General features: G+C 71.1%; 19 protein-coding genes. 9 read left to right on the top strand and 10 right to left on the bottom strand.

Features of this window, described 5'->3' with window-relative positions:
• Positions 1 to 3: 3 nt before the first annotated feature.
• The 5 genes from AC1RTC_RS04070 to AC1RTC_RS04050 form a co-directional block, all read right to left on the bottom strand.
• Entirely contained in the window at positions 4 to 732 is a 729-nt protein-coding gene (locus AC1RTC_RS04070) for a DarT ssDNA thymidine ADP-ribosyltransferase family protein (protein WP_493154172.1), read from the bottom strand.
• A 64-nt stretch (positions 733 to 796) separates the two neighbouring features.
• The gene (locus tag AC1RTC_RS04065) at positions 797 to 1513 is read right to left on the bottom strand and encodes an SGNH/GDSL hydrolase family protein (RefSeq protein ID WP_493154171.1); all 717 of its coding nucleotides are present in this window, start codon (positions 1511 to 1513) and stop codon (positions 797 to 799) included.
• 70 nt (positions 1514 to 1583) lie between these two features.
• Positions 1584 to 2783, bottom strand: coding sequence for a GAF domain-containing protein (locus tag AC1RTC_RS04060; protein ID WP_493154170.1), 1200 nt, complete (start codon positions 2781 to 2783; stop codon positions 1584 to 1586).
• A gap of 109 nt (positions 2784 to 2892) precedes the next feature.
• Positions 2893 to 4110 (bottom strand): alpha/beta hydrolase family protein, encoded by a 1218-nt coding sequence (locus AC1RTC_RS04055; protein WP_493154169.1) that lies wholly within the window; start codon positions 4108 to 4110, stop codon positions 2893 to 2895.
• 58 nt (positions 4111 to 4168) lie between these two features.
• Positions 4169 to 4564 carry a DUF5997 family protein gene (locus tag AC1RTC_RS04050; RefSeq protein WP_493154281.1) on the bottom strand — a complete coding sequence of 132 codons (396 nt, stop codon included), beginning with the start codon at positions 4562 to 4564 and terminating at the stop codon, positions 4169 to 4171.
• A gap of 37 nt (positions 4565 to 4601) precedes the next feature.
• On the opposite strand from AC1RTC_RS04050, the gene AC1RTC_RS04045 reads away from it, so the two are divergent.
• Complete coding sequence (locus AC1RTC_RS04045) at positions 4602 to 5225, top strand: LysR family transcriptional regulator substrate-binding protein (RefSeq protein WP_493154168.1); 624 nt, start codon at positions 4602 to 4604, stop codon at positions 5223 to 5225.
• Here AC1RTC_RS04045 and AC1RTC_RS04040 read toward each other — a convergent pair whose 3' ends face one another.
• From AC1RTC_RS04040 to AC1RTC_RS04030, 3 genes are all read right to left on the bottom strand, one after another.
• Positions 5226 to 6323: a GAF domain-containing protein gene (locus tag AC1RTC_RS04040; RefSeq protein WP_493154167.1), complete on the bottom strand. Its 1098-nt coding sequence runs from the start codon at positions 6321 to 6323 to the stop codon at positions 5226 to 5228.
• Positions 6324 to 6529: 206 nt separating this feature from the next.
• On the bottom strand, positions 6530 to 8005 hold the full coding sequence (locus tag AC1RTC_RS04035; RefSeq protein WP_493154166.1) for a protein kinase domain-containing protein: 1476 nt from the start codon (positions 8003 to 8005) through the stop codon (positions 6530 to 6532).
• A gap of 113 nt (positions 8006 to 8118) precedes the next feature.
• Entirely contained in the window at positions 8119 to 9261 is a 1143-nt protein-coding gene (locus tag AC1RTC_RS04030; RefSeq protein WP_493154165.1) for a DNA glycosylase AlkZ-like family protein, read from the bottom strand.
• A 151-nt stretch (positions 9262 to 9412) separates the two neighbouring features.
• Here AC1RTC_RS04030 and AC1RTC_RS04025 point away from each other — a divergent pair, with 151 nt between their 5' ends.
• The 8 genes from AC1RTC_RS04025 to AC1RTC_RS03990 all read left to right on the top strand — a co-directional run bounded on the left by AC1RTC_RS04025 (position 9413) and on the right by AC1RTC_RS03990 (position 18765).
• Positions 9413 to 10849 carry a hypothetical protein gene (locus AC1RTC_RS04025; protein WP_493154164.1) on the top strand — a complete coding sequence of 479 codons (1437 nt, stop codon included), beginning with the start codon at positions 9413 to 9415 and terminating at the stop codon, positions 10847 to 10849.
• A complete protein-coding gene (locus AC1RTC_RS04020; protein ID WP_493154163.1) occupies positions 10846 to 11190 on the top strand; it encodes a hypothetical protein in 345 nt (114 codons plus the stop codon). Before AC1RTC_RS04025 ends, AC1RTC_RS04020 begins: the two co-directional genes overlap by 4 nt.
• Before the next feature lie 160 nt (positions 11191 to 11350).
• Positions 11351 to 11689 (top strand): hypothetical protein, encoded by a 339-nt coding sequence (locus AC1RTC_RS04015; protein WP_493154162.1) that lies wholly within the window; start codon positions 11351 to 11353, stop codon positions 11687 to 11689.
• 51 nt (positions 11690 to 11740) lie between these two features.
• The gene (imuA', locus tag AC1RTC_RS04010; protein WP_493154161.1) at positions 11741 to 12538 is read left to right on the top strand and encodes a DnaE2-dependent mutagenesis accessory factor ImuA'; all 798 of its coding nucleotides are present in this window, start codon (positions 11741 to 11743) and stop codon (positions 12536 to 12538) included.
• Positions 12535 to 14094 carry a DNA polymerase Y family protein gene (locus tag AC1RTC_RS04005; protein WP_493154160.1) on the top strand — a complete coding sequence of 520 codons (1560 nt, stop codon included), beginning with the start codon at positions 12535 to 12537 and terminating at the stop codon, positions 14092 to 14094. The genes imuA' and AC1RTC_RS04005 overlap by 4 nt, the downstream gene beginning before the upstream one ends.
• Positions 14094 to 17516 (top strand): error-prone DNA polymerase, encoded by a 3423-nt coding sequence (locus AC1RTC_RS04000; protein WP_493154159.1) that lies wholly within the window; start codon positions 14094 to 14096, stop codon positions 17514 to 17516. Before AC1RTC_RS04005 ends, AC1RTC_RS04000 begins: the two co-directional genes overlap by 1 nt.
• 156 nt (positions 17517 to 17672) lie before the next feature.
• On the top strand, positions 17673 to 17876 hold the full coding sequence (locus tag AC1RTC_RS03995) for a cold-shock protein (protein WP_493154158.1): 204 nt from the start codon (positions 17673 to 17675) through the stop codon (positions 17874 to 17876).
• Between the two features lie 100 nt (positions 17877 to 17976).
• Positions 17977 to 18765 carry a hypothetical protein gene (locus tag AC1RTC_RS03990; protein WP_493154157.1) on the top strand — a complete coding sequence of 263 codons (789 nt, stop codon included), beginning with the start codon at positions 17977 to 17979 and terminating at the stop codon, positions 18763 to 18765.
• Here the strand turns inward: AC1RTC_RS03990 and AC1RTC_RS03985 are convergent.
• Both AC1RTC_RS03985 and dinB read right to left on the bottom strand, forming a co-directional pair.
• Positions 18762 to 20531: a DEAD/DEAH box helicase gene (locus tag AC1RTC_RS03985; RefSeq protein WP_493154156.1), complete on the bottom strand. Its 1770-nt coding sequence runs from the start codon at positions 20529 to 20531 to the stop codon at positions 18762 to 18764. The two genes, AC1RTC_RS03990 and AC1RTC_RS03985, sit on opposite strands and share 4 nt — an antisense overlap.
• Before the next feature lie 31 nt (positions 20532 to 20562).
• On the bottom strand, positions 20563 to 21810 hold the full coding sequence (dinB, locus tag AC1RTC_RS03980; RefSeq protein WP_493154155.1) for a DNA polymerase IV: 1248 nt from the start codon (positions 21808 to 21810) through the stop codon (positions 20563 to 20565).
• Positions 21811 to 21879 lie beyond the last annotated feature (69 nt).

The raw sequence follows: 21879 nt of genomic DNA, 5'->3' as shown, positions 1-21879 counted from the left end.
GAGCTAGAGCTCGGCCTGGAACCAGGGCGGGTAGACGGCGACCTTCGCCGACGTGAGCTCGCGGACGCGGTCGCGGACCGGATCGTTCGCGACACCGATGAGCTGGATCGAGGAGAACGGCACCGAACCCGGCGCGAGCACTTCGGCAAGCCCCAGGGCCTCGCTGTCGTGCAGCTTGGTGAGTGCGCGGGTGATCTCGTCGCCCGTCGAGAAGCGGGTGAGGCTACCGGCGGCGTCGCCGTCGGTGACGACGGCCTCGGGGCCGAGCGCGGAGACCGTGGTCACGAGCACGACGAAGTCGGCGGAGGCCGCGGAGCGTGCCGCAGCCGACCAGCGGGTCTCGTCGATGGCGCCGCGGCGCAGGTCGTCCCAGACGCTCGCGCTGGGCGCGAGGTAGAAGGAGACGAAGTCCGCCACGGAGCGGCCGGGGCCGACCTCGGCGGTCAGCCGCAGCTCACGGGTGAGATCGGTGCTGAGGTCGACGAGGGGCGCCGCCGACGCGCTGAGCCCGCCGGAGTCGAGGATCGCCTCGAGATTGCCGATGTGGGTGACGTGGTAGACGCGCTGGCGGGCCGGATCGATCGCCTTGCGCGTACTGGTGACGACTGAGCCCCGGATAGCGCGCGGTGCCGCGGGACGCGTGGCCCGGGCGGTCACCGGCTTGACCGGCTGGGCCTTGGGGTAGCAGGCGTCGCAGAGCGGTATCTCGAGGCCGTGGATGCACTCAGGCACGTGTTGGAAGTCTTCCTGTTCACCGGGCGCAACGCGCCAAGTACAACGGTACCCCGGCAGGAGACTACTGCGAGACTTTCTGGTGCTGGTCGAGGGCGAGCGCCACGCGCGGCGCGATGAGCGATGCCCAGTGCTGGTACGTGCGGCCCGTGCCGCCACGTCCGGAGCGCTCGGTCGGCCGGAACGGCACGAAGTCGACATAGGGGCGGGCGGCGCACGATGCCTCCAGCGCCTGGTTCAGCGCCCGGGCAGACCTGTCGGCGGCCCAGCCGAGGAGGCGGGGCATCCTGACGATCTTCGACAGCTCGGGCACCGCGACGAACAGCACCCGCAGGCTCGCCGGCGCGTTCTCGGCGAAGTGGTCGAGGAGGAACTCGATGCGCGAGCGCCAGACCGGCACCGGCATGAGCAGCAGCTTCTCGAGCGTGCCCGGGGTGGCGATGACGACGTCGAGCTCGCGCAGGCGGCTGACCGTGAGGTTCTTGAGCGTGTTGTCGACGGTGAGGTGCTCCCCCGTGACCACGTCGACCTGCACGCCGCGCAGCGTGATGTCCGAGACCTGGCGGGCGAGGTGGCCCGCGAGTGCGAGGTCATGGGTCTTCACGCCGTAGCCCATGGCGATTCCCGAGCCGAACAGCAGGATCCGATCGGGGTCGGGCCCGGCTGAACTCGCCAGCGGCGGGCCGGAGGGCACAGGAAGGGTGCGCCAGGACGCGTCGGACGAGACCAGCCACCGCTCGACCATCGGTGTGATCACGGTTGTCCTGAGTGCGTCCAACATGGCAGCCTCCCCTCGGAGGTCAGCATATGGCGAGAATCACTCAGGGAGTAATCCCCCAAACGCGGCGCGTCTACCGCACGACCGCGCGCGGAGCCGCCCAGAGCTCGGCCTGCACCCGCAGGGCCAGCTCGCGCAGCAGCGACTCGTCGGCGCTGGTGAAGATGCGCGGGCGGGAGTCGAACAGGCACAGCGTTCCAACGCGCTGCCCGTTCGGCGCCTCGACCGGGTATCCGGCGTAGAACAGGATGCCCTGCTGCACCGCGTCGAAGCGGCTGAACCTCGTGTCGAGCCGGGTGTCCTCCAGCACGAACGCACCGCCCTTGTCGACAGTGGTGGAGCAGAACGACTGGGATCGCGGGATGTCCCTGCGGTCGAGACCGGCTGCGCTCTTCATCACCTGCCGGTCGTGGTCGATGAGGTTCACGGCAGCGGCCATCACGCCGAACAGGTCTTTGGCGGTGCGGGCAAGGGCGTCGAGCTCTGCAGTCGGCGGGCTGTCGAGCACGCCCATGGCGTCAAGGGACTCCTGTCGGTAGGCCTCGTCGACGCAGGGCGCGCTGCGCACGGGCACGGCGACATTGAGCACCGGGTGGATCTGCTCGGCGATCTGCGCCGCCCAGCCCGCGTACGTGGAGGTCGCGCTCAGGCCGCTGAAGTCCCCGACCGTGTTCGGACCGAGCTCCACAAAGTGCACCGCGCCGGAGCAGGCTGAGCGAGTGGCGGCGTTCAGCCGCTCAACATGCCGGCCGACGATCGGCCCGAGCATCCGGCCCATGGGAAGCGTGCGCGGCAGGGGCGCGATCGCCACCATGAATACCGGCAGGCGCGGCGGCCCGCTCGCGGTGATCGACTCCAGCAGGGTGCGGACGTCCCGCTCCCACGCCGAGGCGGCGCGCAGCCCGATGGCCTCCCGTGTGCCGAGCATGACGACGATGGCGTCGAACCGTGCGAGGTCCGAATCGGCGATGAGCTTGGCGGCCGCGGCGGCGGTGAGCTCCGGCACGCCGAGAAGTTCGACGTCCGCTCCCCTGCCGGCGAGCGCGGAGAGGCGCCGGGCAAGGTGGCCGCCGATCCCGAGTTCGTGGGAGGCGACGCCGACTCCGCTCACGATGCCGGCGCCGAGGATGAGGATGCGATCCGGGTCCGGGCCCATCGCGTGCACTCGGGGCTCGCCGTCCGGCCGTGGGAGCTCGCCCATCGAGTGCGCCGCGGTCGCCAGGAGCCGTTCGACGAAGGGGCCCGCGACGACCCGCGCGGCAGCCCTAAACACGGATCCCCTGAAAAATACTCGAGCAGAACATAGTCCCCCGACCTGCGCCGGCTCGCAGGATCCATGCTCCCCGGGTACCGACAAGATTAGTCGCCGGACCTGCCGAAAGCTACCGGGCGAGAACTGCGTCGAGCCAGTCGAACATGCGCTGGTCGGTGAGGGTGCGCGCCAGCGGCTGGCAGTGGAAATTCGCCCCTTCGGCCGCGGTGAAGGCCTGCAGCACCTTCTCGCCCGATAGCGATTCGGCGAACCGCGCGGACTGGCCGGGCCAGAACTGCTCGTCGTCGGCAGCCGTGATGAAGACCGGCGTCGTGATCCGGGCGACGAGATCCCCGAGTGTGTAGCGCTTCACCTCGGTGATCGTGTCGAAGTAGCCGTCCTTCTGGAACGGCCGCGCGCGGAACGCCCAGGTGCGCGCCGCACTGGCTCCGAAGCGCATCCCGATCGCCATATCTCGGTCGAAGGCCTCGCGCTTGCCCTCGTCGAACAGCGTGCGCAGCGGTGCGGGCAGGTGGGCCAACCAGGAGGCGGAGACATCGACGACGGCCGGGTCGACGATGGCTGCCGCGAGCCGCTTCTCGAACGCGAGGGCACGGGGCACCCAGTAGCCGCCCTGGCTGATGCCCAAGATCGCGAGCCGCTCGCCGTCCACATCGGGCCGGGCGAGCAGAAAGTCCACGACCGGGGTGATGACCTTCTCCCAGTCCGGTCGGAACGGGATGCCCCGCTCGAAGAGAAGTGACTGCTGCCCCGGTCCGTCGTAGAAGAGCACGTTGTATCCCCGGGCGAGCGCGCCGTGCGCGCCGTCGCCCCACAGGGAGCTGTGCGATCCGTCGCTGCCGTTGTTGAGGATGAGCGTGGCACGGGGCTCGTCGTCGTCGCTGGGGCGGATCAGGTAGCCGGGCAGCGCCGTTCCCTCGTACGGGATCTCCACCCGCTCCGCGGAGTACACCGTGGTGTCGATGAAGCCGTCCCACGCGGCGCGGTGCTCGCGGAACACCTCGAGCCGCACGTCATCGCCGGCCGAGTCGACCGCGACGGAGAGGTAGGTCGCCGCTCGCAGGTAGGTGCCGGAGGCGCTGTCGAAGTGGTCCGCGTCGCGCAGGTCGTCGGCCAGGCGCAGCAGGCGCTGCCCCAGTTCGCGCCAGGCCGTGAACCACGCTCGATGGTCGCCGTCCTTCACCCCGGCGATCGTCGCGAGCACCTCACCGGGCTCCGAGCCGCCGAACGGCGCGTGCCCGAGAAGGCCGCGAACCGCGTAGTCGAAGTCGGTGTCGCTGTAGAAGCCCGCGCTGAAGGCCTCATGGGGCGAGCTGAGAAAGGACATGGCGCCTCCCAGAGGGTCCAGCGTGGTCGGTGAGCCCAACCCTAGCGGGGGCGGTGCGTCAGCGCCCGCGCCCTCCACCGGACTCACGGGGAGCGCGTGCCTCCGCCTTCGCCGCGCGCTCCGTCTTGATGCGTGCGTTGTCCTCCTGCACGGCCGCATGGGTGGCGCGCTCGACGACGAGCCACTCGGGCTTCTGCTCGAGCAGGGCCTTGATCTCCGCGCTCGTCATGACGTCTGCGGCGCCCGCCCTGGCGAGCCCGGACGTGGAGATGCCGAGCTTGCGCGCGACCTCCTGGCGCGGGTGCGGCCCGTTCTTGCGCAGCTCGAGCAGCCACTCGGGCGGGTTGGCCTGCAGCTCGACGAACTGGCTGCGCGTGACCTCGCCGTCCTGGAACTCCTGCGGGGTCGCCGGCAGGTAGATGTTGAGCTTCTTGGCCGCGGTGGCGGGCTTCATGGTCTGGTCTGGCACGGTCCAAGGGTAGCCTGTGCCCATGGCCGAGCCTCCTCCCTTCGTGGTCGCGTACGTGCTCGGCGTCACCCCCGGCAAGTGGGCGGGCATCTGGAACGAGCGGATGCCGCGGCATCCCCTCGCCCTTCGACCCGGCTCCTCCGCCGATGCCGTCGCCGCCCTCGTGTCTGGCGAGGCGCACGTCGCCCTCCTGAGGCTCCCACTCGCGGACGAGGCTCTCAGCGCGATTCCCCTCTACATCGAGAAGCCCGTGGTCGTCGTTCCCAAGGACCATGCGATCGAGGCACTGGACTCGGTCGCGCTCCGCGACCTCGGGGGCGAGACGCTGCTCGACTCGGACTGGACGGCCGACGTGGAGCTCGTCGCGGCCAACGTCGGCGTCGCGGTGATGCCGCAGTCCGTCGCCCGCGCTCTCAGCCGGCGCGATGTCGTAGCGCGGCCGGTCACCGACGGCCCGGAGACGCAGGTCGCCCTGGTGTGGCTCGAGGCGTCTCCGGAGGTGGAGGAGTTCATCGGCATCGTGCGGGGCCGCACCGCGAACAGCTCCCGCGGCGAGCCGACCCCCAAGACACCGAAGCCGCCGCGCGCACCGAAGGCTCCCAGGGCGAAACGCCCCGCGGGCCCGCGAAAGCCGCGCCGCCGGTAGTCAGCGGGACGCCGCGCTGCCCCAGAGCGCCGACTGCACCCGGAGTGCTAACTGCCGGAGCAGGGCGGCATCGGTGTCGCTGAACCGTCGGGGCGCCGCATCGACGACGCACAGTGCGCCCACCCGCTGGCCGTCGGGCGACTCTACGGGGTAGCCCGCGTAGAAGCGGCCGTGCGCGCCGTCGGCCCAGGGCGACGCCGCGAGCCTCGGGTCCGTCATGGTGTCCTCGACGACGAGCAGGCCGGCGCGCCGGATGGTGAGGTCGCAGATCGACATCGACCGCGGGAGCGGGGCCCGGGGCATCCCGACCGCCGCCTTCGTCAACTGCACGTCGTGGTCGATGATCGTGACGGCGGCACCGGTCGCGCCGAACAGGTCGCGGGCGTTCGCGACGATCTGTTCGAGAGTCTGGTCGAGCTCGGCGTCGGGAGCGCCGTCGAGGTCGAGCGCGTCGAGCGCGAGCTGGCGCTGCCCCTCGTCGACGGCGTCGGGGGTCCGTGTCCGCACCTCGTCATCCAGCACCCTGGCGACCGCCGGCGCGATCAGCTCGGCCCAGCCGCGGTAGGTCGTGCGGCCCGTGAGCGTGCTCACATCTCCCTGCGCGGGCGTGAAGGCGACGAACGTGGTGCTGCCGAACTCGGTGCAGAGCTGCTTGGTCGCCAGGTTGATCCGGGTCATCGCCCGCCACACCAGTGCCCTTACGAGCGCGGGCAGTCCGGCGAGCAGCGGGGCTCCGGTCTCCACGACGAAGACGGCGAGGCTGGCGGGAGCCTGCCGGTGCAGGTCCTCCAGCAGGGCGCGAAGCTGGTTCTGCCACAGGCGCTGCGGCATGAGCGTGAGGGATTCGAGGCCGCCGAGGGTGAGCACGAGCGCGTCGAACCGGGAGAGGTCCAGCGCCGCGAGCACGGCCCGAGCGCTCGTGGGAGACAGGTCGCTACGGCCCACGATGTCGACGGACGCCCCGCGCCGCGTGATCGCGCTCAGCTCGCGGGCGAGGTGGCCGCCGAGCGCGAGGTCGTGCGACATCACGCCGTAGCCGACCGCGATGCCCGACCCGAGCAGCAGCACGCGGTCGGAGTCGGCGCCCGGCGCGTGCACCAGAGGCGCGTCCGACGGCGTGGGCAGGTGGCGCCACGACTGCGAGGATGCGACGAGCCAGAGCCGGGCGATCGGGTTGGCGATGCCGTGCGCTATGTACCCCAGAATCGCTCCCCTTCGAACGTCAGCCCGGTTCGGCGCCCGACCGTGAGGGTCGTGGCGTACCCCAATGCTAGACGGCTGTGCCCCCGCCGCGGGGGCAACACTCACGAAAGGCTGTTGACCTCGATCGGACCGGTGGACGAGCGGTTTGTGATGATGGCCCCGCTCTCGTCCGTGTCGGGTGTGCCGAGCCACGCGGCCTCGTTGTCGCCCAGGAGCGACTTCGCCTCGCGGCGCAGCTCCAGCTCGTGCATGACCATGGCCGCGAGGTCGCCGAGCGTCGCGAGCTCGTCCTTCGAGATCGTGCGCGGGGCGAAGTCGAGCACGCACAGGGTCCCGAGGTTGTAGCCGTCGGGGGTGGCAAGGGGCACTCCGGCGTAGAACTGGAGGCCGAACTCTCCGGTCACGAGCGGGTTGTCGAGAGCGCGGGAGTCGGCGCGGGCATCCTCGATCACCCAGGGCTGGTCGCTCTCGATCGCCGAGGCGCACAGACCGGGAACGCGGGCGATGTCGGTGACCTCGATGCCGTGCGCGGAGGTGAACCAGATGCGGTCGTGGCCGACGACGCTCACAATGGCGACCGGGACGTGCAGGACGCGGGCCGCCATGGCGGTGACGCGGTCGAACGCGTTCGCGGACGGAGCGCCCAGCAGGTCGTATCGGCGCACGGCCTCGAGCCGCGCAGCTTCGTGATCGGTAGTGGGTGTTTCCGGCGCGGGGGCGCGGTGCCGCCCGCTCTCGGCGGCGAACATCTGGCGGAGGGCGATGGCGACGTCGTGGATGTCCGGCCGGTCGCGCGGCTCGCGCGCAGTCATGGCGCGTAGGAGGGGCGCCCACTCCGCCGGAACGCTGTCGGGCAGCTGGGGATCCTCGAGCAGTCGGCCGCGCGCCGATTCCTCGGCCGGGCCGGGGAAGGCGAGCACGCCGGTGAAGCACTGCAGCAGCACGAGGCCGAGCGAGTAGACGTCGCTCGCCGTGCCGACCTCCTCGCCCCGGGCCTGCTCGGGGCTCAAGTACGCCACAGTGCCGGTGACGATCTCGTCGTCGGCGATCGGCTCCGCCGGGCCGATCGACGCGATGCCGAAGTCGCCGAGCTTGGCGGTGACGCGACTGCCGTCCTCGTGGAACGTCAGCAGGATGTTGGCGGGCTTGATGTCGCGGTGCACGACGCCCTGCGCGTGCACGTACTCCAGTCCCGTCGCCGCGTAGTACCCGAGCTGGGCGACCTGGCGTGCCACGAGCGGGCCCTCGTCGAGCCGGCGCTTGAGGTCGGTGCCCTGCACGAGCTCCATGACGTAGTAGATGCGGGTTGCGGTGGGGTCGGTGCGGTCGACGGACGCGTCGAGCAGCGTCACGAGATTGGGATGGTTGAGGCGGGCGAGGACGTTGACCTCGTCCTCCTGGCGCTGGAAGTCGAGTTCGGCGGTCGCACTCGCGCGGAACACCTTGATAGCGACGTCGCGCCCCAGGAACTCGTCGTGGGCGCGGAACACGTCGGCCATGCCGCCGTGGGCAATGAGCTCTCCTAGGCGGTACCTGCCCTGCATCAGCTTCTCGCCAGTCGCGCTGTCGTCGATCATCACGACCTCCTCCCCCAGTGGCACGTCCCCCAGTGGGTGTACCCCAGTAGTTCGTCTCAGACTAGGGAAAGCGATTGTTCTGCTCCGGGGGTTGTACCGGTCGCGTCTGCCTGCTAGGCGTGCGGACCCACCGTGACCTCGCCGATGGTGAGGACCGCGGCGCCCTCGAGGATCGCCCCCACCCGCTCGGCGCACTCCTCGAGCTGCGCCCTCTGCACCTTGCCCGGCCTGACGAGTGGCTCGACGGTGACGGCGATGCGCCTGCCGGACCGCTTCAGGTGCCAGACGCCGCCGACGACCCCGTCGACCAGGACGACCGGGAACACTCCTGCCTGTCCGCGACTCAGCGCCCGCTCGGCCGCACGGCCGGGGAACAGCACCCCGCGCGGGTGCGAACCCACCGCGTACGGGTCGAAATAGGGCAGCAGCCGGATGCCCGCCGCCGTGGCATCCGTGAAGCCGGTGTCTCCGCGGTTGACCCAGCGAGTCTCGCTCCCCGGCCCGCCCGCGCCGGCCTCGACAGGCTCGACCTCCACCGGCTCGATCTGCGCGCGCTCGAACACCGCCGCGGCCCAGCCGAGCGGAGCGGCAAGCCACTGTGCGAACTCCCGATGGGTTGCCGGGCCGTAGCCGTGGAGGTACTCATGGAGCAGCGCCGCGGCCGGGTCCGGCGGCACTGTGAATGCGGGCGGTCGCGTGTACGTGGCCTTCGGCCCTCTACCGGCGCCATAGGCGAGCACGCCGGCGCTGGCCGCGCGGGCGATCGCCTGGCGCCAGCGCGGCCACCAGCCCCCGAAGGCCGGGACGACCGGGTCGGCGGCCCACGGGCCCGTCGCCGCCACGACGAGCTCATCGAGCTCCTCGGCGGTCAGGTCGGCACCGTCGAGAGCCGTGGCGATGGCACCGATGACCTCCGCCAGTTGGCCGTCACTCAGGCGGGAGGCCGCAGGCAGGCCGTTCGACACGGGCAGGTCGTCGAGCGCGCCGAGCCAGAGGCCCAGGTCGCGGGTAGGCAGCAGGTGGACGGTGCCGCGAGGGCCGATCGTCTTGGTGAGCGTGCCCTCGGCCACGGCCCCGCGCACGTCAGCGCGCGTGGTGCCCTCGGTGCGGATGCCGATCGACAGCTCCGCCGCAGAGGCGACCTGGGCGTGAGCCGCGGCCATCGCCACCACCGCTGCCTCGACGTCGGGGGCCGCCGCGCTGAGGCGCTGGCGGTGCATCCGGCGCGCTGTCACGTCTGCCCAGGTGATCGCCACGAGCCGAGGCTAGCGAGTGCCGCCGACTAGTTGTCGAATGTGCTGCTTCTTCCCTGTTTGCCGTAGCCCTTCGACGCCACGGTGAGCGCCGGAAATGCAGGAGGGGGTTGCGCTACCCGGTCCGGTGCGACAGTCCGGCTACTCTGGCTGCGTGGACCCCCAGGCGCTCGAGCTCGCGAACCGTACGCTCGCGGCCGCCATCGATTCGCTCATGAGCAAGGGGTCGCCGGTGGCGCCGCTGGTCTTCGTCTCGAAGGACGGCAAGCACGAGCCGCGCCGGGTCGCAGCGGCCCGCAACGAGGACCCGGCGGCGATCGCCAAGCAGATGGCGTCAGACCAGGACGGCGCGGATGCGACGGCCTACGCGGTCGACGGTGTCATCACCTTCGAGCGCGCGCGCAGCAGGGGCATCATCGTCGAGGCCTGGAACTTCAGCACGGGCCGCGGTGCCCGCATCGGGCTGCGCTACGAGCTCAAGGGCGCCATGCGCAAGAGGGCCACGCTTCTCGGCAGCACGCTGTACCTCGCCCGCAACGGCTGGTACGACCCCGAGGACGGCGAGCCGCCCGAGGCGCCGACGTTCCCCGAGATGTGGGTCAGCCCCGCGCCGGATGCCCCTCGGCCCAAGCTCAGCGACCCACAGGACTTCGCGCCGCCGCCCGCCGCCTCGCTCGCCCCCGCGGAGCCGCCGGCGCTGCCGATAGCGTTCTCGGCGCCCGCAGCGCCTGTTGCAGCCGAGCCCGCGGCGCCGCCCTCCCGCCCGCTTCCGCAGTGGGACCCGCCGGTGCTGCGCGTCGCGCCGGGTGCTTCGGGGGCTGCCGGTACTGCCGCCCCGGACTTCGGGCCGCCGCCGACCACGGCGCCGGTGCCGGGCTTCGACCCTCCGGCCTCTGCCCTGCCGTCCGCGCCGGCCGTTGCGCTGCCCGCCGCGCCGCCGCCGCCGGTTCCGGTGCCGCCGGTTCCGGTGCCGCCGGTGTCGGTGCCTTCCGTCGTTGAAGCGCCGCGAGCCGCGCCTGCGCCCGCTGCTCCCGTCGCCCGACCTCCCGTTGACACCGCGCCGCCGACCGCCGCTCACCCGGTCGATGTGCCGTCCGGTCCGGCAGCCGTCCCCGCCTACGTGCCCGTGCCCCTCCAGCGCAACGAGACGCCGCTGGGCAACCGCGCGATGTTCGCCGGCATCATGGAGCTCGCCACGAAGGGCCGCTCGTTCCCCGCCTTCGCCATCGTGCAGAAGGACGGAGCCTGGGAGCAGGTGACCATGACCGATTCGAGCCTCGCGGATGCCGCGGCATCCGTTCGCGTCTATGCCAGTAGCCGCACCGACGCCGAGTTCATCGCCTTCGCCGTCGACGGCACCGTGCCCGTGGACGGCGCCGCCGCTCCCGCCGTGATCGTCGAGGTGTGGGAGTACGCGACCCGCGTGTCGTTCTCGGTCGCACAGCGCTACGTGCCGACCGGCGACCCGCCGTCGCCGCGCCTCAGCGGCCGGCCGCTGATGCGCACCCAGGCGGGATGGATCGACGTACCCTCCTCGATGATGCTGGGCGGCCAGGTTCAGTTCGGCTACCGGGACCCCGACTCGGCATGAGGTCCATCGAGATGTGGGTGTTCGGCGTCGTCTCCGCGGTGCCGGAGCTGACGCCGCTCTACGAATCGCACGTGCGTGCGAACGGCAGCCTCGACGGCGAGGTGTTCCTCGGCATGGCGAGCCGCTGGGCGGGCAAACAGGGCCCCACGGAGCCCGTCCTGCGCCTGCTCGCCGCGCTCGAGCGCGACTACGCCCGCAGCGGTCCGAAGGTGCGCGGAATCATCGAGGGCTCGTTCGTCGAGCCGCTCGCGGCCGACCCGCTCGTACACCACTTCGGCCCGAGCCTGCGCAGGGCCGGGCGGCCGCACTCGCTGGGGCACGGTTCGCCCGGGGAGCGCTAGCAGTTCTGGGGCGCGTCCCGTTGGCCTTCCGGCGCGGAGGCTGTGACGTCATGCGGAGGTTTCGGCGACCGCATGGTGTCGAAACCTCCGCGTGAGCGGACGGCCGGTTCAGTGCTTTCCCTGTGTCGGGATGCCCGTGCGCGCCGATACCGTTGGCCGCATGTCGACTCCGCCAGCGCCGCGCCCGAGTAGGGCTATCGGGGCGTGGGCGCTCGTGTGCGCTGTAGTCGCGCCGGCGTGGTTGGCCGCGGGGTTCGCGTTCGTGATCCTCGCCATGGCGGACACGGCCCCAACAGCGGTGGTCGTGCTCGCCAACATCTTCGCCTGGGGCTGGTTCGTGGCGCCGCTCGCGCTCATCGGGGCTCTTGTGCTGGGCATCCTCGCCGTGGTCCGCCGGCGCGGCAGGGCGCTCGGCGTCGCCGCCTTCGTGGTGCTGCTGCTCGCCGCCGTGGGCGTCGTGCTCTACGTCGTGGCGGCGTTCAACTGCTGGGTGTGCTGACCGGTCAGGACACGCCGTTGGATGTCGGCGGCAATTGACACACTCGAACATATGTTCGACTATGAACAGGTGTCCCCTGCTGCCTCGTTGACCGCTGTGCTCAATAGAAGCGCTGTGCTTAATAGAAGCGCTGTGCTTAATAGAAGCGCTGTGCTGAGCAGAAGCGCGGCGCTCGAGAGAGGCGCGCTCGAGCCTGCACAGGACACGGTGGCAGAGCTGCAGGCGCGCATCAGGGCGATGCAGGCCACCAAGCTCGACTCGAGGCTCATCCCCACTCATCCCGCGCTCGCGGGGCTGCTGCCGGGTGGCGGGCTGCAGCAGGGCGCCGCTTACTCGGTAGACCGGTCCGCGATGCTGCTCATGGCGCTGCTGGCCGCGCCCTCCGCCGCCGGCACGTGGTGCGGCATCGTCGGCATGCCCGAGTTCGGCGTCGAGGCCGCCCAGCACTTCGGCGTCGACCTCGCCCGGCTGGTGCTCGTGCCGCACCCCGGCGACCAGTGGCTCGCCGTCACGGCCGCCATCGCCGACATCATGGGCGTTGTCGTCACCCGCCCGCCGAAGCGCGCCTCCGACTCGAGCGTGGCGCGCCTCGCCGCGCGGCTCCGGCAGCGCGGCACCACCCTGCTGGTGCTCGGCCCGTGGCCGCAGACAGAGGCGATGCTGTCGCTCTCTCAGAGCGAGTGGCACGGCATCGGCGAGGGGCACGGCCATCTCGCCGCGCGCGAGGTGACGGTGACGGTGACGAGCCGCACGGCGAGCCGCCCTCGCAGTGCGCGGCTGTGGCTGCCCGACGCGGGTGAGGGCGTGCGGCAGGCTGCGACCCCGCTGCAGGAGCGGCAGTTGGCATGAGCAACAGCCTCGGTGCCGACCTCCCGGGCGCCCAGCCGCCCAGGGTCGCCGTGCTCTGGTGCCCCGACTGGCCAGTCACCGCTGCCGCCCAGCACGAGAAGCTTCCCGTGGAGGCCGCGGTGGCCCTGGTGGCCAAGAACCTCGTGTTCGCCTCGTCCGCGGCGGCCCGCGCCGAGGGCGTCGTGCGCGGGCTCCGCGTGCGCGAGGCCCAGGCGCGTCAGCCCGGCCTCGTCGTGCTCGACTACGACCCCGCGCTCGACAGCCGCGCGTTCGAGCCGGTCATCGCCGCGATGGAGGAGCTCGTGCCCGGGGTCCAGGTGCTGCGGCCGGGGCTGTGCGCGGTCCGCGTGCGCGGGGCGGCGCGCTACTACGGGGGCGAGAAAGCCGCGGGACTGTTCCTCGCCGGGCGCGCCGACGAGGAGGGCGCGGGCGGCGCGCGGGTGGGTATCGCCGACGGCATCTTCACGGCAGACCAGGCTGCGCGCCGGACCGACTCCGTGAACGTGGTGCCCGCCGGTGGGGCCGCGAGCTTCCTCGCTCCCCTCGGCATCGGACTCCTGGAGGACCAGCAGCTCGTCACGCTGCTGCGGCGGCTGGGCATCCGGACCCTCGGGGCTTTCGCGCAGCTCGCCGCCGACGACGTGTTCACCCGGTTCGGGCCGAGCGGCGCGCGGCTGCACACCCTGGCGAGCGGGCGCGACTCGTGGCCGCTCACACCGCGCACTCCCCCGCGCGACCTCGACGCGGTTGTGCAGTTCGAGCCCGCTCTCGACCGTGTCGACCAGGTCGCGTTCGGGGTGCGCACGGCTGCCGAGGACTTCATCGACGCGCTCACGGCGGCGAAACTCGTGTGCACGGCGATCAGGGTCGAGCTCGACTCCGACTCGGGCGAGCTGTCGGAGCGGGTGTGGCTGCACCCGCACTCGTTCACCCCGGCCGACGTCGTCGACCGCGTGCGGTGGCAGTTGCAGGGCTCTGGCGAGGTCGGGCTCAAGTCCGGTGTCACGCGCGTGCGAGTCTCCCCGGAGGCGGTCGACGCGATCGGCAACCACGAGGGCGGGCTGTGGGGCACCGCACCGGACGAGCGCGTGCACCACGGCCTCTCCCGCGTGCAGAGCATGCTCGGCCACGGGGCGGTGCTCATGCCCTCGGTGGGCGGCGGGCGCACGCTCTCCGACCGCCAGCAGCTGGTGGCGTGGGGCGACCGGCCCGTGGGGGCGAAGCCCGTCGACCAGCCCTGGCCGGGGCGGCTGCCGAACCCGCTGCCCGGCACCGTGTTCAGCCCGCGGCATCCGGTGCACGTGCTCTCGTCCGACGGCGCGAGCGTCGCCGTCGACCCGCGGGGCGCGGTGTCCTCGCCGCCCGTGCGGTTCTCCGCCAATGGCAGCGAGGTACGGCGGCTCACCGCCTGGGCGGGGCCGTGGGCGATCGACGAGCGCTGGTGGTCGGCCGATGCGCGCAGTGCCTGGCGCTTCCAAGCCGTCGACGAGACCGGGTGCGCGTGGTTGCTGGTGCTCGACGCCGGCGGCTGGTGGGCCGAAGCACGGTACGACTGATGGGCTGGAGCAACCCGCCGATCTCATGGTCGGAGTTCGAGAAGAAGCTCAGCGACGCCTCGCGCCCGGGCAGCGCACCGCCCGTCGGCGCTGACGGCGGCGACAGCCCGGCATGGTCGCTCAAGCGAAAGGCCTACCGGGCTCCGGATGCCGCGGCTCCTCCTCCCGACAGCATCGTGCCCTACGCCGAACTGCACGCCCACTCGAGCTTCAGCTTCCTGGACGGCGCGAGCATGCCCGAGTCGCTCATGGAGGAGGCATCCCGCCTCGGCCTGCACGCCCTCGCACTCACCGACCACGACGGCTACTACGGCATCGCGCGGCTCGCAGAGGCGGCTGCGGCGATGGCCCGGCGCGACACCGCGGCGGGGCGCCGGCCCACGGCGACGGTCTTCGGGGCCGAGCTGTCTCTCGGCCTGCGCACTCCGCAGAACGGCATCCCCGACCCGGAGGGCACCCACCTGCTCGTGCTGGCCCGCGGCGAGGAGGGCTACCACCGGCTCGCGCTGGCGATCACCACCGCGCAGCTCCACGGCAGGGAGAAGGGCAGGCCGGTCTACTACCTCGAGGATCTCGCACGGCAGGCGGGGGGCAACTGGCTGGTGCTGACCGGATGCCGCAAGGGCGCCGTGCGGCAGGCGCTCAGTACCGGTGCCGAGGCCGCCGGCACCGAGCTCGACCGGCTCGTTGCGCTGTTCGGCAGCGAGAACGTGGCCGTGGAGCTGTTCGACCACGGCGACCCGCTCGACAGCGACTACAACGACGCGCTGTACGAGCTGGCCGTGGAGCGCGGCCTCCGCGTGGTCGCGACCGGCAACGTGCACTACGCGACCCCGGCGCAGCACCCGCTGCACACCGCCCTCTCCGCGGTGCGCGCCCGCCGCAGCCTCGACGAGCTCGACGGGTGGCTGCCCGCGTCCGGAGGCGCCTACCTGCGCTCGGGGGCGGAGATGGCCGCGCGGTTCGCGAGGTACCCGGGTGCTATCGAGAACACTGTGCTGATCGCCGACGAGCTCGCCTTCGAGCTGCGCACGGCCAAGCCCGAGCTGCCCGACACGGAGGTGCCGGAGGGCCACACTCCGGACAGCTACCTCGCCGAGCTCGTGTGGGGCGGGGTCGCCGACCGTCGCATCGAGCTGACTCCGGAGAACCGCGCCCGGATCAGCGGCGAGCTCGCGGCGATCGAGAAGAAGCACTTCGCGGGCTACTTCCTGATCGTGTGGGACATGGTCAGGCACGCCAGGAGCCTGGGCATCCTGTGCCAGGGCCGCGGGTCTGCCGCCAGCTCGGTCGTCTGCTACCTGCTCAAGATCACCGCTGTCGACCCGATCAAGTACAAGCTGCCCTTCGAGCGGTTCATCTCGAGCATGCGCGAGGAGGAGCCCGATATCGACGTGGACTTCGACTCCGAGCGGCGTGAGGAGGTCATCCAGTACATGTTCGACAAGTACGGCCGCGAGAACGCAGCGCAGGTGTCGAACGTCATCCAGTACCGTCCGAAGTTCGCGGTGCGCGACATGGCGAAGGCGCTCGGGCACAGCCCCGGCCAGCAGGACGCCTGGTCGAAGCAGGTCGAGCGGTGGGGAGCCACGATCTCCAGCGACGACCACGACATCCCCCCGGTCGTCATCGACCTCGCCATGCAGACGATGAAGCTGCCGCGGCACCTGGGCATCCACTCGGGCGGCATGGTGCTCACCAAGCGGCCCGTCGGCGAGGTGGTACCGGTCGAGTGGGCGCGCATGAAGAACCGCACGGTCGTGCAGTGGGACAAGGACGACTGCGCCTTCATGGGCCTCGTCAAGTTCGACATGCTCGGGCTCGGGATGCTCTCCGCGCTGCAGTACACGTTCGACCTGGTCCGCGGCTCGCTCGGTGAGAGCTGGGACCTCGACAGCCTCCCGAAGGAGGAGGCGGGGGTCTACGACCAGCTCTGCCGCGCCGACGCGATCGGGGTGTTCCAGGTGGAGTCCCGGGCGCAGATGGGCCTGCTCCCCCGGCTGCAGCCGCGCGAGTTCTACCACCTCGTTGTGGAGATCGCGCTCGTGCGGCCCGGTCCGATCCAGGGCGGGGCCGTGCATCCCTATGTCAGGCGCAAGACCGGCGAGGAGGACATCACCTACCTCCACCCGAAGCTGGAGAAGGTCCTCAAGCGCACTCTGGGCGTACCGATCTTCCAGGAGCAGCTGATGCAGCTCGCGGTGGAGGTGGGCGGCTGCACCGCCGATGACGCCGACCTGCTCCGTAGGGCCATGGGCTCGAAGCGCGGCGTCGAGAAGATCGAGAAACTGCGCGCGAAGCTCTACGAGGGCATGGCTGGCCACGGCATCCACGGGGAGAACGCGGACAAGATCTACGGCGCTATCCAGGCCTTCGCCGGGTTCGGGTTCGCGGAGAGCCACGCCCTGAGCTTCGGCCTCCTCGTCTACGCGAGCGCCTGGCTGCGGCTGCACTACCCCGCCGCGTTCCTCGCGGCCATGCTGCGCGCGCAGCCGATGGGCTTCTACTCCTCGCAGAGCCTGGTGGCGGATGCCCGGCGCCACGGTGTCGAGGTGCTGCGGCCCGACATCCTGAAGTCGGGGGCGTACGCCGGTCTCGAGGGCGCCGGCGGCGCCACCGGCCAGGGCTCGTGCCTGCTCCACGAGCAGCCGCCCGTGCCCACGACGTTCGACCGCACCGCGCACTTCGACACTGACGACCACCGCCGGGACGGGGCGTTCGCCGTGCGCCTCGGGCTCGACGAGGTCAGCGGCATCGGAGAGAAGGTCGCGCTGCGCATCGTCGCGGAGCGGGAGCGCGGCGGGGCGTTCACGAGCATGAACGACCTGGTGCGGCGTGTGGGCCTCACCACCGCCCAGCTCGAGGTGCTCTCGGCGGCCGGCGCTTTCGACACGTTCGGGCTCGAGCGGCGCGAGGCGATGTGGAACGCCGGCAACGCCGCCCAGGACCGCGCCGAGTTCCTGCCCGAGAGCATCGTGGCTGTGCAGCCGCCGTTGTTCACGCTGCCCTCGCGGCTGGAGGAGCTCATGTCCGATCTGTGGGCGACGGGGCTCTCGACCGACAGCCACCCTGTGCAGCACGTGCGGCCGGCGCTGGAAGGCCGGGGCGTCCTGACCGCCGCGAGCCTTGCCAGCGCGGAGAGCGGCCGGCGCATCGAGGTGGGCGGCGTGGTCACCCACCGGCAGCGGCCCGCGACCGCGAGCGGCATCACGTTCCTCAACCTGGAGGACGAGACGGGGCTGGTCAACGTCATCTGCAGCGTCGGGGTGTGGACCCGCTACCGGCGCATTGCGCGGGAGGCGCCGGCGATGATCATCCGCGGGATTCTCGAGCGCTCACCGGAGGGGGTCATCAACGTGCTGGCCGACCGTTTCGAGGTACTGGACATGGCGCCGAAGACCCGATCACGGGACTTCCGCTAGATGAACGTTTGTTACCATCTCGCACCGATTCTGAAATACATGGCGCTCGCAGCCGTCTCCTGCTATAGCCTTGGCTCATCATCGACTGTTCTCTCGGGAGCGGTAGATGTGGCCTCGACTGTCGGGGCCAGAAGAACGCTCCTGGAGGAGTTTTAAATGGCATTAGGCACCGTCAAGTGGTTCAACGCGGAAAAGGGCTTTGGTTTCATCGCCCCTGAGGACGGAAGTCCCGACGTGTTCGCCCACTACTCGGCGATTTCGACCAGCGGTTACAAGTCTCTCGACGAGAACCAGAAGGTCGAGTTCGACATCACACAGGGACCGAAGGGTCCCCAGGCGGAGAACATCCGCCCCCTCTGATCTTGATAGTTCAGTAACGGGAACGCCCCGGCACTGCCTTTCACAAGGCAACTGCCGGGGCGTTTTCATGTGCACGGCGAGGGTGCCCTAGGCTCGGCGCGTGACATCGCTGCGCGCCCCGATCGCCCTTGCACTGGCCTCCGTCCTCGCCCTCTCGGGCTGCACGGGCCTCCTCTTCCCGCGCACCGTGGAGCCCGGCGGGTACGACCCCTCCCAGGGCGACCCGATCGGCGACGACACCCTCGACGTGCTCGGCATCTACGCGGTCGAGGGCGACGAGATCATCGGCTCGATCCCGTCCCAGTACGAGGCCGTGTGGAACCGGTTCACCCAGCTCTTCCCCGCCGACACCCACCCCGAGATCACCCTGTTCGTGGCGATCGACGCTGAAGGGTCGGACAACACCGACGGCGCGATGCAGCCCAACCTGCTCCACCCCGGCGAGCAGTACCTCGCGCTCGACACGACCGGCTTCGACAGCCCTTCCGAGGCCGACCGCACCATGATCCACGAGTTCGGGCACCTGCTCACTCTGCGCACGACGCAGGTGCCGCTGAACGTCGGCTCGTACGATTGCGACGTCTACAACGACGGCACGGGATGCCCGCTGCCCGACTCCTACCTGTACGCGTGGGAGTCGGAGTTCTGGCCCGGCCAGGTCGACGTCGACGAGTCCGACGACGCTATTGCCGAGCGGCACGTGTCGGGCGGTTACGTGAGCCAGTACGCGGCCACGAACCCCTACGAGGACATCGCCGAGTCCTTTGCGGAGTGGGTGCTCGACGACGACGTCTCGGCCGCGGGCGGCGTGATCGGCGACAAGCTGCGCTTTTTCGAGGCCTACCCGGAGGTCGTCGCGCTCAAGGACGAGGTGCGCGCCGCGCTCTAGCTGCGCAGCCCCTTGCGCAGGTAGTCGATGCGCGACTGCAGCTGCGTGACCGTCGCCTGCGCGACCGCCGGGCCGCCGCAGATGCGCCGGAGCTCGGCGTGGATGAGCGCGTGCGGCTCCCCCGTGCCCTTCGCGCGGATCCCCACGAGCGCGTTGAGGAGCTTCCGCTGCTCCTTGAGGTTGCGGAACAGCGCCGGCTCGCGCTCCTCCTGTGGCTTCGCCGCTGATCGGCGGGACTGCCGCTGCTGGCGGTGCCACAGCAGCTCGCGCACCTGCTCGGGCTCGAGGATCCCGGGCAGGCCGATGAAGTCGAGCTCCTCATCGCTGCCCGGCTCGGCGGCGAAACCGAACTCCTCCTTGCCGAAGTAGACGCGATCGAAGTTCGCATCGGACTCGAGGGCCTCCCAGACGAACTCCTCCGTGAGCTCCTCGCTGGTCTCCTCCTCGCGGTTCTCCTGCTCGAGCAGCGAGTCGTCCAGCAGCTGGTCGTCCTGCTGCTTGCGGTCGATGGCGTGGTCGCGCTCGAGCTCCAGCAGTCCGGCGAGCTCGACGAGGGTGGGCACACTCGGCAGGAAGATCGACGCCGTCTCACCGCGGCGCCGGGCCCGCACGAAGCGCCCGACGGCCTGGGCGAAGAACAGGGGCGTTGAGGCGGAGGTCGCGTACACGCCGACCGCCAGGCGGGGCACGTCGACGCCCTCGGACACCATGCGCACGGCGACCATCCAGCGCTGCTCCCCCTCGGAGAACCTCTCGATGCGCGCGGACGACTCCTTCTCATCGGAGAGCACGATCGTGGCGGGCTCCCCGGTGATGTCGCGCAGCAGCTTGGCGTAGGCGCGGGCGGACTGCTGGTCCGTCGCGATCACGAGGCCGCCGGCATCCGGAACCAGGTGCCGCACCTCGGTGAGCCGGCGATCTGCCGCCCGCAGTACCGCGGACATCCAGTCGCCCTTGGGGTCGAGGGCGGTGCGCCAGGCCTGGGACGTCACGTCCTTCGTGTCCGGCTCGCCGAGCCGCGCCTCCATCTCGTCGCCCATGCGGGTGCGCCAGCGCATCTTGCCCGCGTACGACATGAAGATCACGGGGCGCACGACGCCATCGGCGAGGGCCCGGCCGTAGCCGTAGTTGTAGTCGGTGACGGAGGTGCGAATGCCCTTCTCGTCGGGTGCGTAGGTGACGAACGGGATCGGCGCGAGGTCGCTGCGGAACGGCGTGCCCGTGAGAGACAGCCGCCTCGTGGCGGGGCCGAAGGCCTCTCGGATGGCGTCGCCCCAACTCAGGGCGTCCCCGCCGTGGTGCACCTCGTCGAGGATGACGAGCGTGCGCGCCGACTCGGTGATCTCGCGGTGCAGGGATGCCCGCACCGCGACCTGCGCGTAGGTGACGGCCATCCCGTGGAACCGCCGGCCGCCGTAGCCGTCGCCGTTGTTGTACTCGGGATTCAGGCGCAGGCCGACCTTGTGCGCGGCATCCGCCCACTGGCGCTTGAGGTGGTCGGTCGGCGCCACGACGGTCACCCGGTCGACGACGCGGCGCGCGATGAGCTCCACGGCGAGCCGCAGTGCGAACGTGGTCTTGCCGGCGCCCGGGGTCGCGGCCGCAAGGAAGTCTCTCGGCTCGCGCAGGAAGTACTCGTCGAGCGCCTCGGCCTGCCAGGCCCGCAGCTTGTCGGCGGTGCCGCGGGCGGCCCGCTCGGGGTAAGAGGGTGAGAGGTGCTCCGCCGCGAAGGTCCCGACTGTCGGGCTCGGGAAGGGGGTGCTCACTTGATAAGACGATACCCGAGGGGTGTGACGTTCAGTCGCGCTGCCCCAGCCGCGGGCGGTCGTGGGCGGAGTGCCCGAGAAGGCGGGCGGGCTTGACTGCGCCCCTGCCGAAACGGGCGCTGGCGGCATCCATGACATCTTCCGCCTCCCGCCACCCCTCAGACTCGTCCCACAGGCCCAGCTGGGCGGAGGAGGCCTCCTGGAGCTGCTCGGCGCGCACGCCGACGAGGCGGATCGGGGCGTCGTGCTTGCCCAGCGCCTCGTAGATCTCGCGGACCTCCTCGTAGATCTTCCTGCCGAGGTCGGTCGGCTCGGCGATGGTGCGCGAGCGGGTGATCGTGGTGAAGTCGCCGAAGCGCAGCTTGAGCACCACCGTGCGGCCGACGAGCTGCGCCTTCCGGAGGCGGACAGCGACCATGTTCGACATGCGCAGCAGCTCCGTGCGGATGACCGCCGGGTCGGTGATGTTCGTCTCGAAGGTGAGCTCGTGGCCGACGCTCTTCTCCTCCGCGCGGGTGTGCACCCGCCGCGGGTCGATGCCCCATGCGAGGTCGTGCAGCCGGTCGGCCCCGGCTTCCCCCACGGCCTTGAGCAGCATCTCCCGAGAGGCGTGCGCGACATCGCCGATGGTGTGCAGCCCGCGGCCGCGCAGGTTCTCCTCCGTCTTGCCGCCCACTCCCCAGAGCTTGGCGATGGGGAGTGGGTGCAGCAGCGCGATGGTCTGGTCCGCGGGGACTACGAGCAGCCCGTCCGGCTTGGAGAGCCCCGAGGCCAGCTTCGCCACGAACTTGGTCGATGCGGCGCCGACGGAGCAGACGAGCCCCGTCTCGGCGCGAACCCGCGCACGGATGAGCTCGGCGACCCGCATGGGCGACCCGAAGACGGTGCGCGCACCGGCGACGTCGAGGAACGCCTCGTCGATGCCCAGGCGCTCCACGACCGGGGTGATCTCGTCGAAGATGGTCATCACCATCGAGGAGAAGTGGGTGTAGCGCTCGAAGTGCGGCTCGAGCACGATCGCATCCGGGCACCGGCGCAGCGCGATCGACATTGGCAGCGCCGAGTTCACGCCGAACTTGCGCGCCTCGTAGGTGGCAGCCGTGACGATCGAGCGCGCGGACCGGTGGCCGACGATCACCGGCTTGCCCACCAGCTCGGGGTGGTCGAGCAGCTCCACGGAGGCGAAGAAGGCGTCCATGTCGACGTGCAGGATAGTCGCCGTGCTGTCGTCGACGCCGGCGGGGGTGACGTGGCGCCCCGTGCCGTCCTGCTTGCCCATGCCGTCATCCTGCCACCTGCCTGCGACCTAGCAGCGACCGGCCCCGGGCATGCAGAAGGCGGGCGCCCG

This window comes from Rhodoglobus sp. GW821-FHT12B09 (assembly GCF_058809925.1).
The sequence above is the reverse complement of the archived record's forward strand: the minus strand, read 5'-3'. Positions and strand labels throughout refer to the sequence as shown.

Coding starts and splice junctions, on each gene's coding strand:
- AC1RTC_RS04065 (WP_493154171.1), bottom strand. CDS start 1,513: ATGTTGGACGCACTCAGGACAACCGTGATCACACCGATGGTCGAGCGG.
- AC1RTC_RS04055 (WP_493154169.1), bottom strand. CDS start 4,110: ATGTCCTTTCTCAGCTCGCCCCATGAGGCCTTCAGCGCGGGCTTCTAC.
- AC1RTC_RS04050 (WP_493154281.1), bottom strand. CDS start 4,564: ATGAAGCCCGCCACCGCGGCCAAGAAGCTCAACATCTACCTGCCGGCG.
- AC1RTC_RS04045 (WP_493154168.1), top strand. CDS start 4,602: ATGGCCGAGCCTCCTCCCTTCGTGGTCGCGTACGTGCTCGGCGTCACC.
- AC1RTC_RS04035 (WP_493154166.1), bottom strand. CDS start 8,005: ATGATCGACGACAGCGCGACTGGCGAGAAGCTGATGCAGGGCAGGTAC.
- AC1RTC_RS04020 (WP_493154163.1), top strand. CDS start 10,846: ATGAGGTCCATCGAGATGTGGGTGTTCGGCGTCGTCTCCGCGGTGCCG.
- AC1RTC_RS04015 (WP_493154162.1), top strand. CDS start 11,351: ATGTCGACTCCGCCAGCGCCGCGCCCGAGTAGGGCTATCGGGGCGTGG.
- imuA' (WP_493154161.1), top strand. CDS start 11,741: ATGTTCGACTATGAACAGGTGTCCCCTGCTGCCTCGTTGACCGCTGTG.
- AC1RTC_RS04005 (WP_493154160.1), top strand. CDS start 12,535: ATGAGCAACAGCCTCGGTGCCGACCTCCCGGGCGCCCAGCCGCCCAGG.
- AC1RTC_RS04000 (WP_493154159.1), top strand. CDS start 14,094: ATGGGCTGGAGCAACCCGCCGATCTCATGGTCGGAGTTCGAGAAGAAG.
- AC1RTC_RS03995 (WP_493154158.1), top strand. CDS start 17,673: ATGGCATTAGGCACCGTCAAGTGGTTCAACGCGGAAAAGGGCTTTGGT.
- dinB (WP_493154155.1), bottom strand. CDS start 21,810: ATGGGCAAGCAGGACGGCACGGGGCGCCACGTCACCCCCGCCGGCGTC.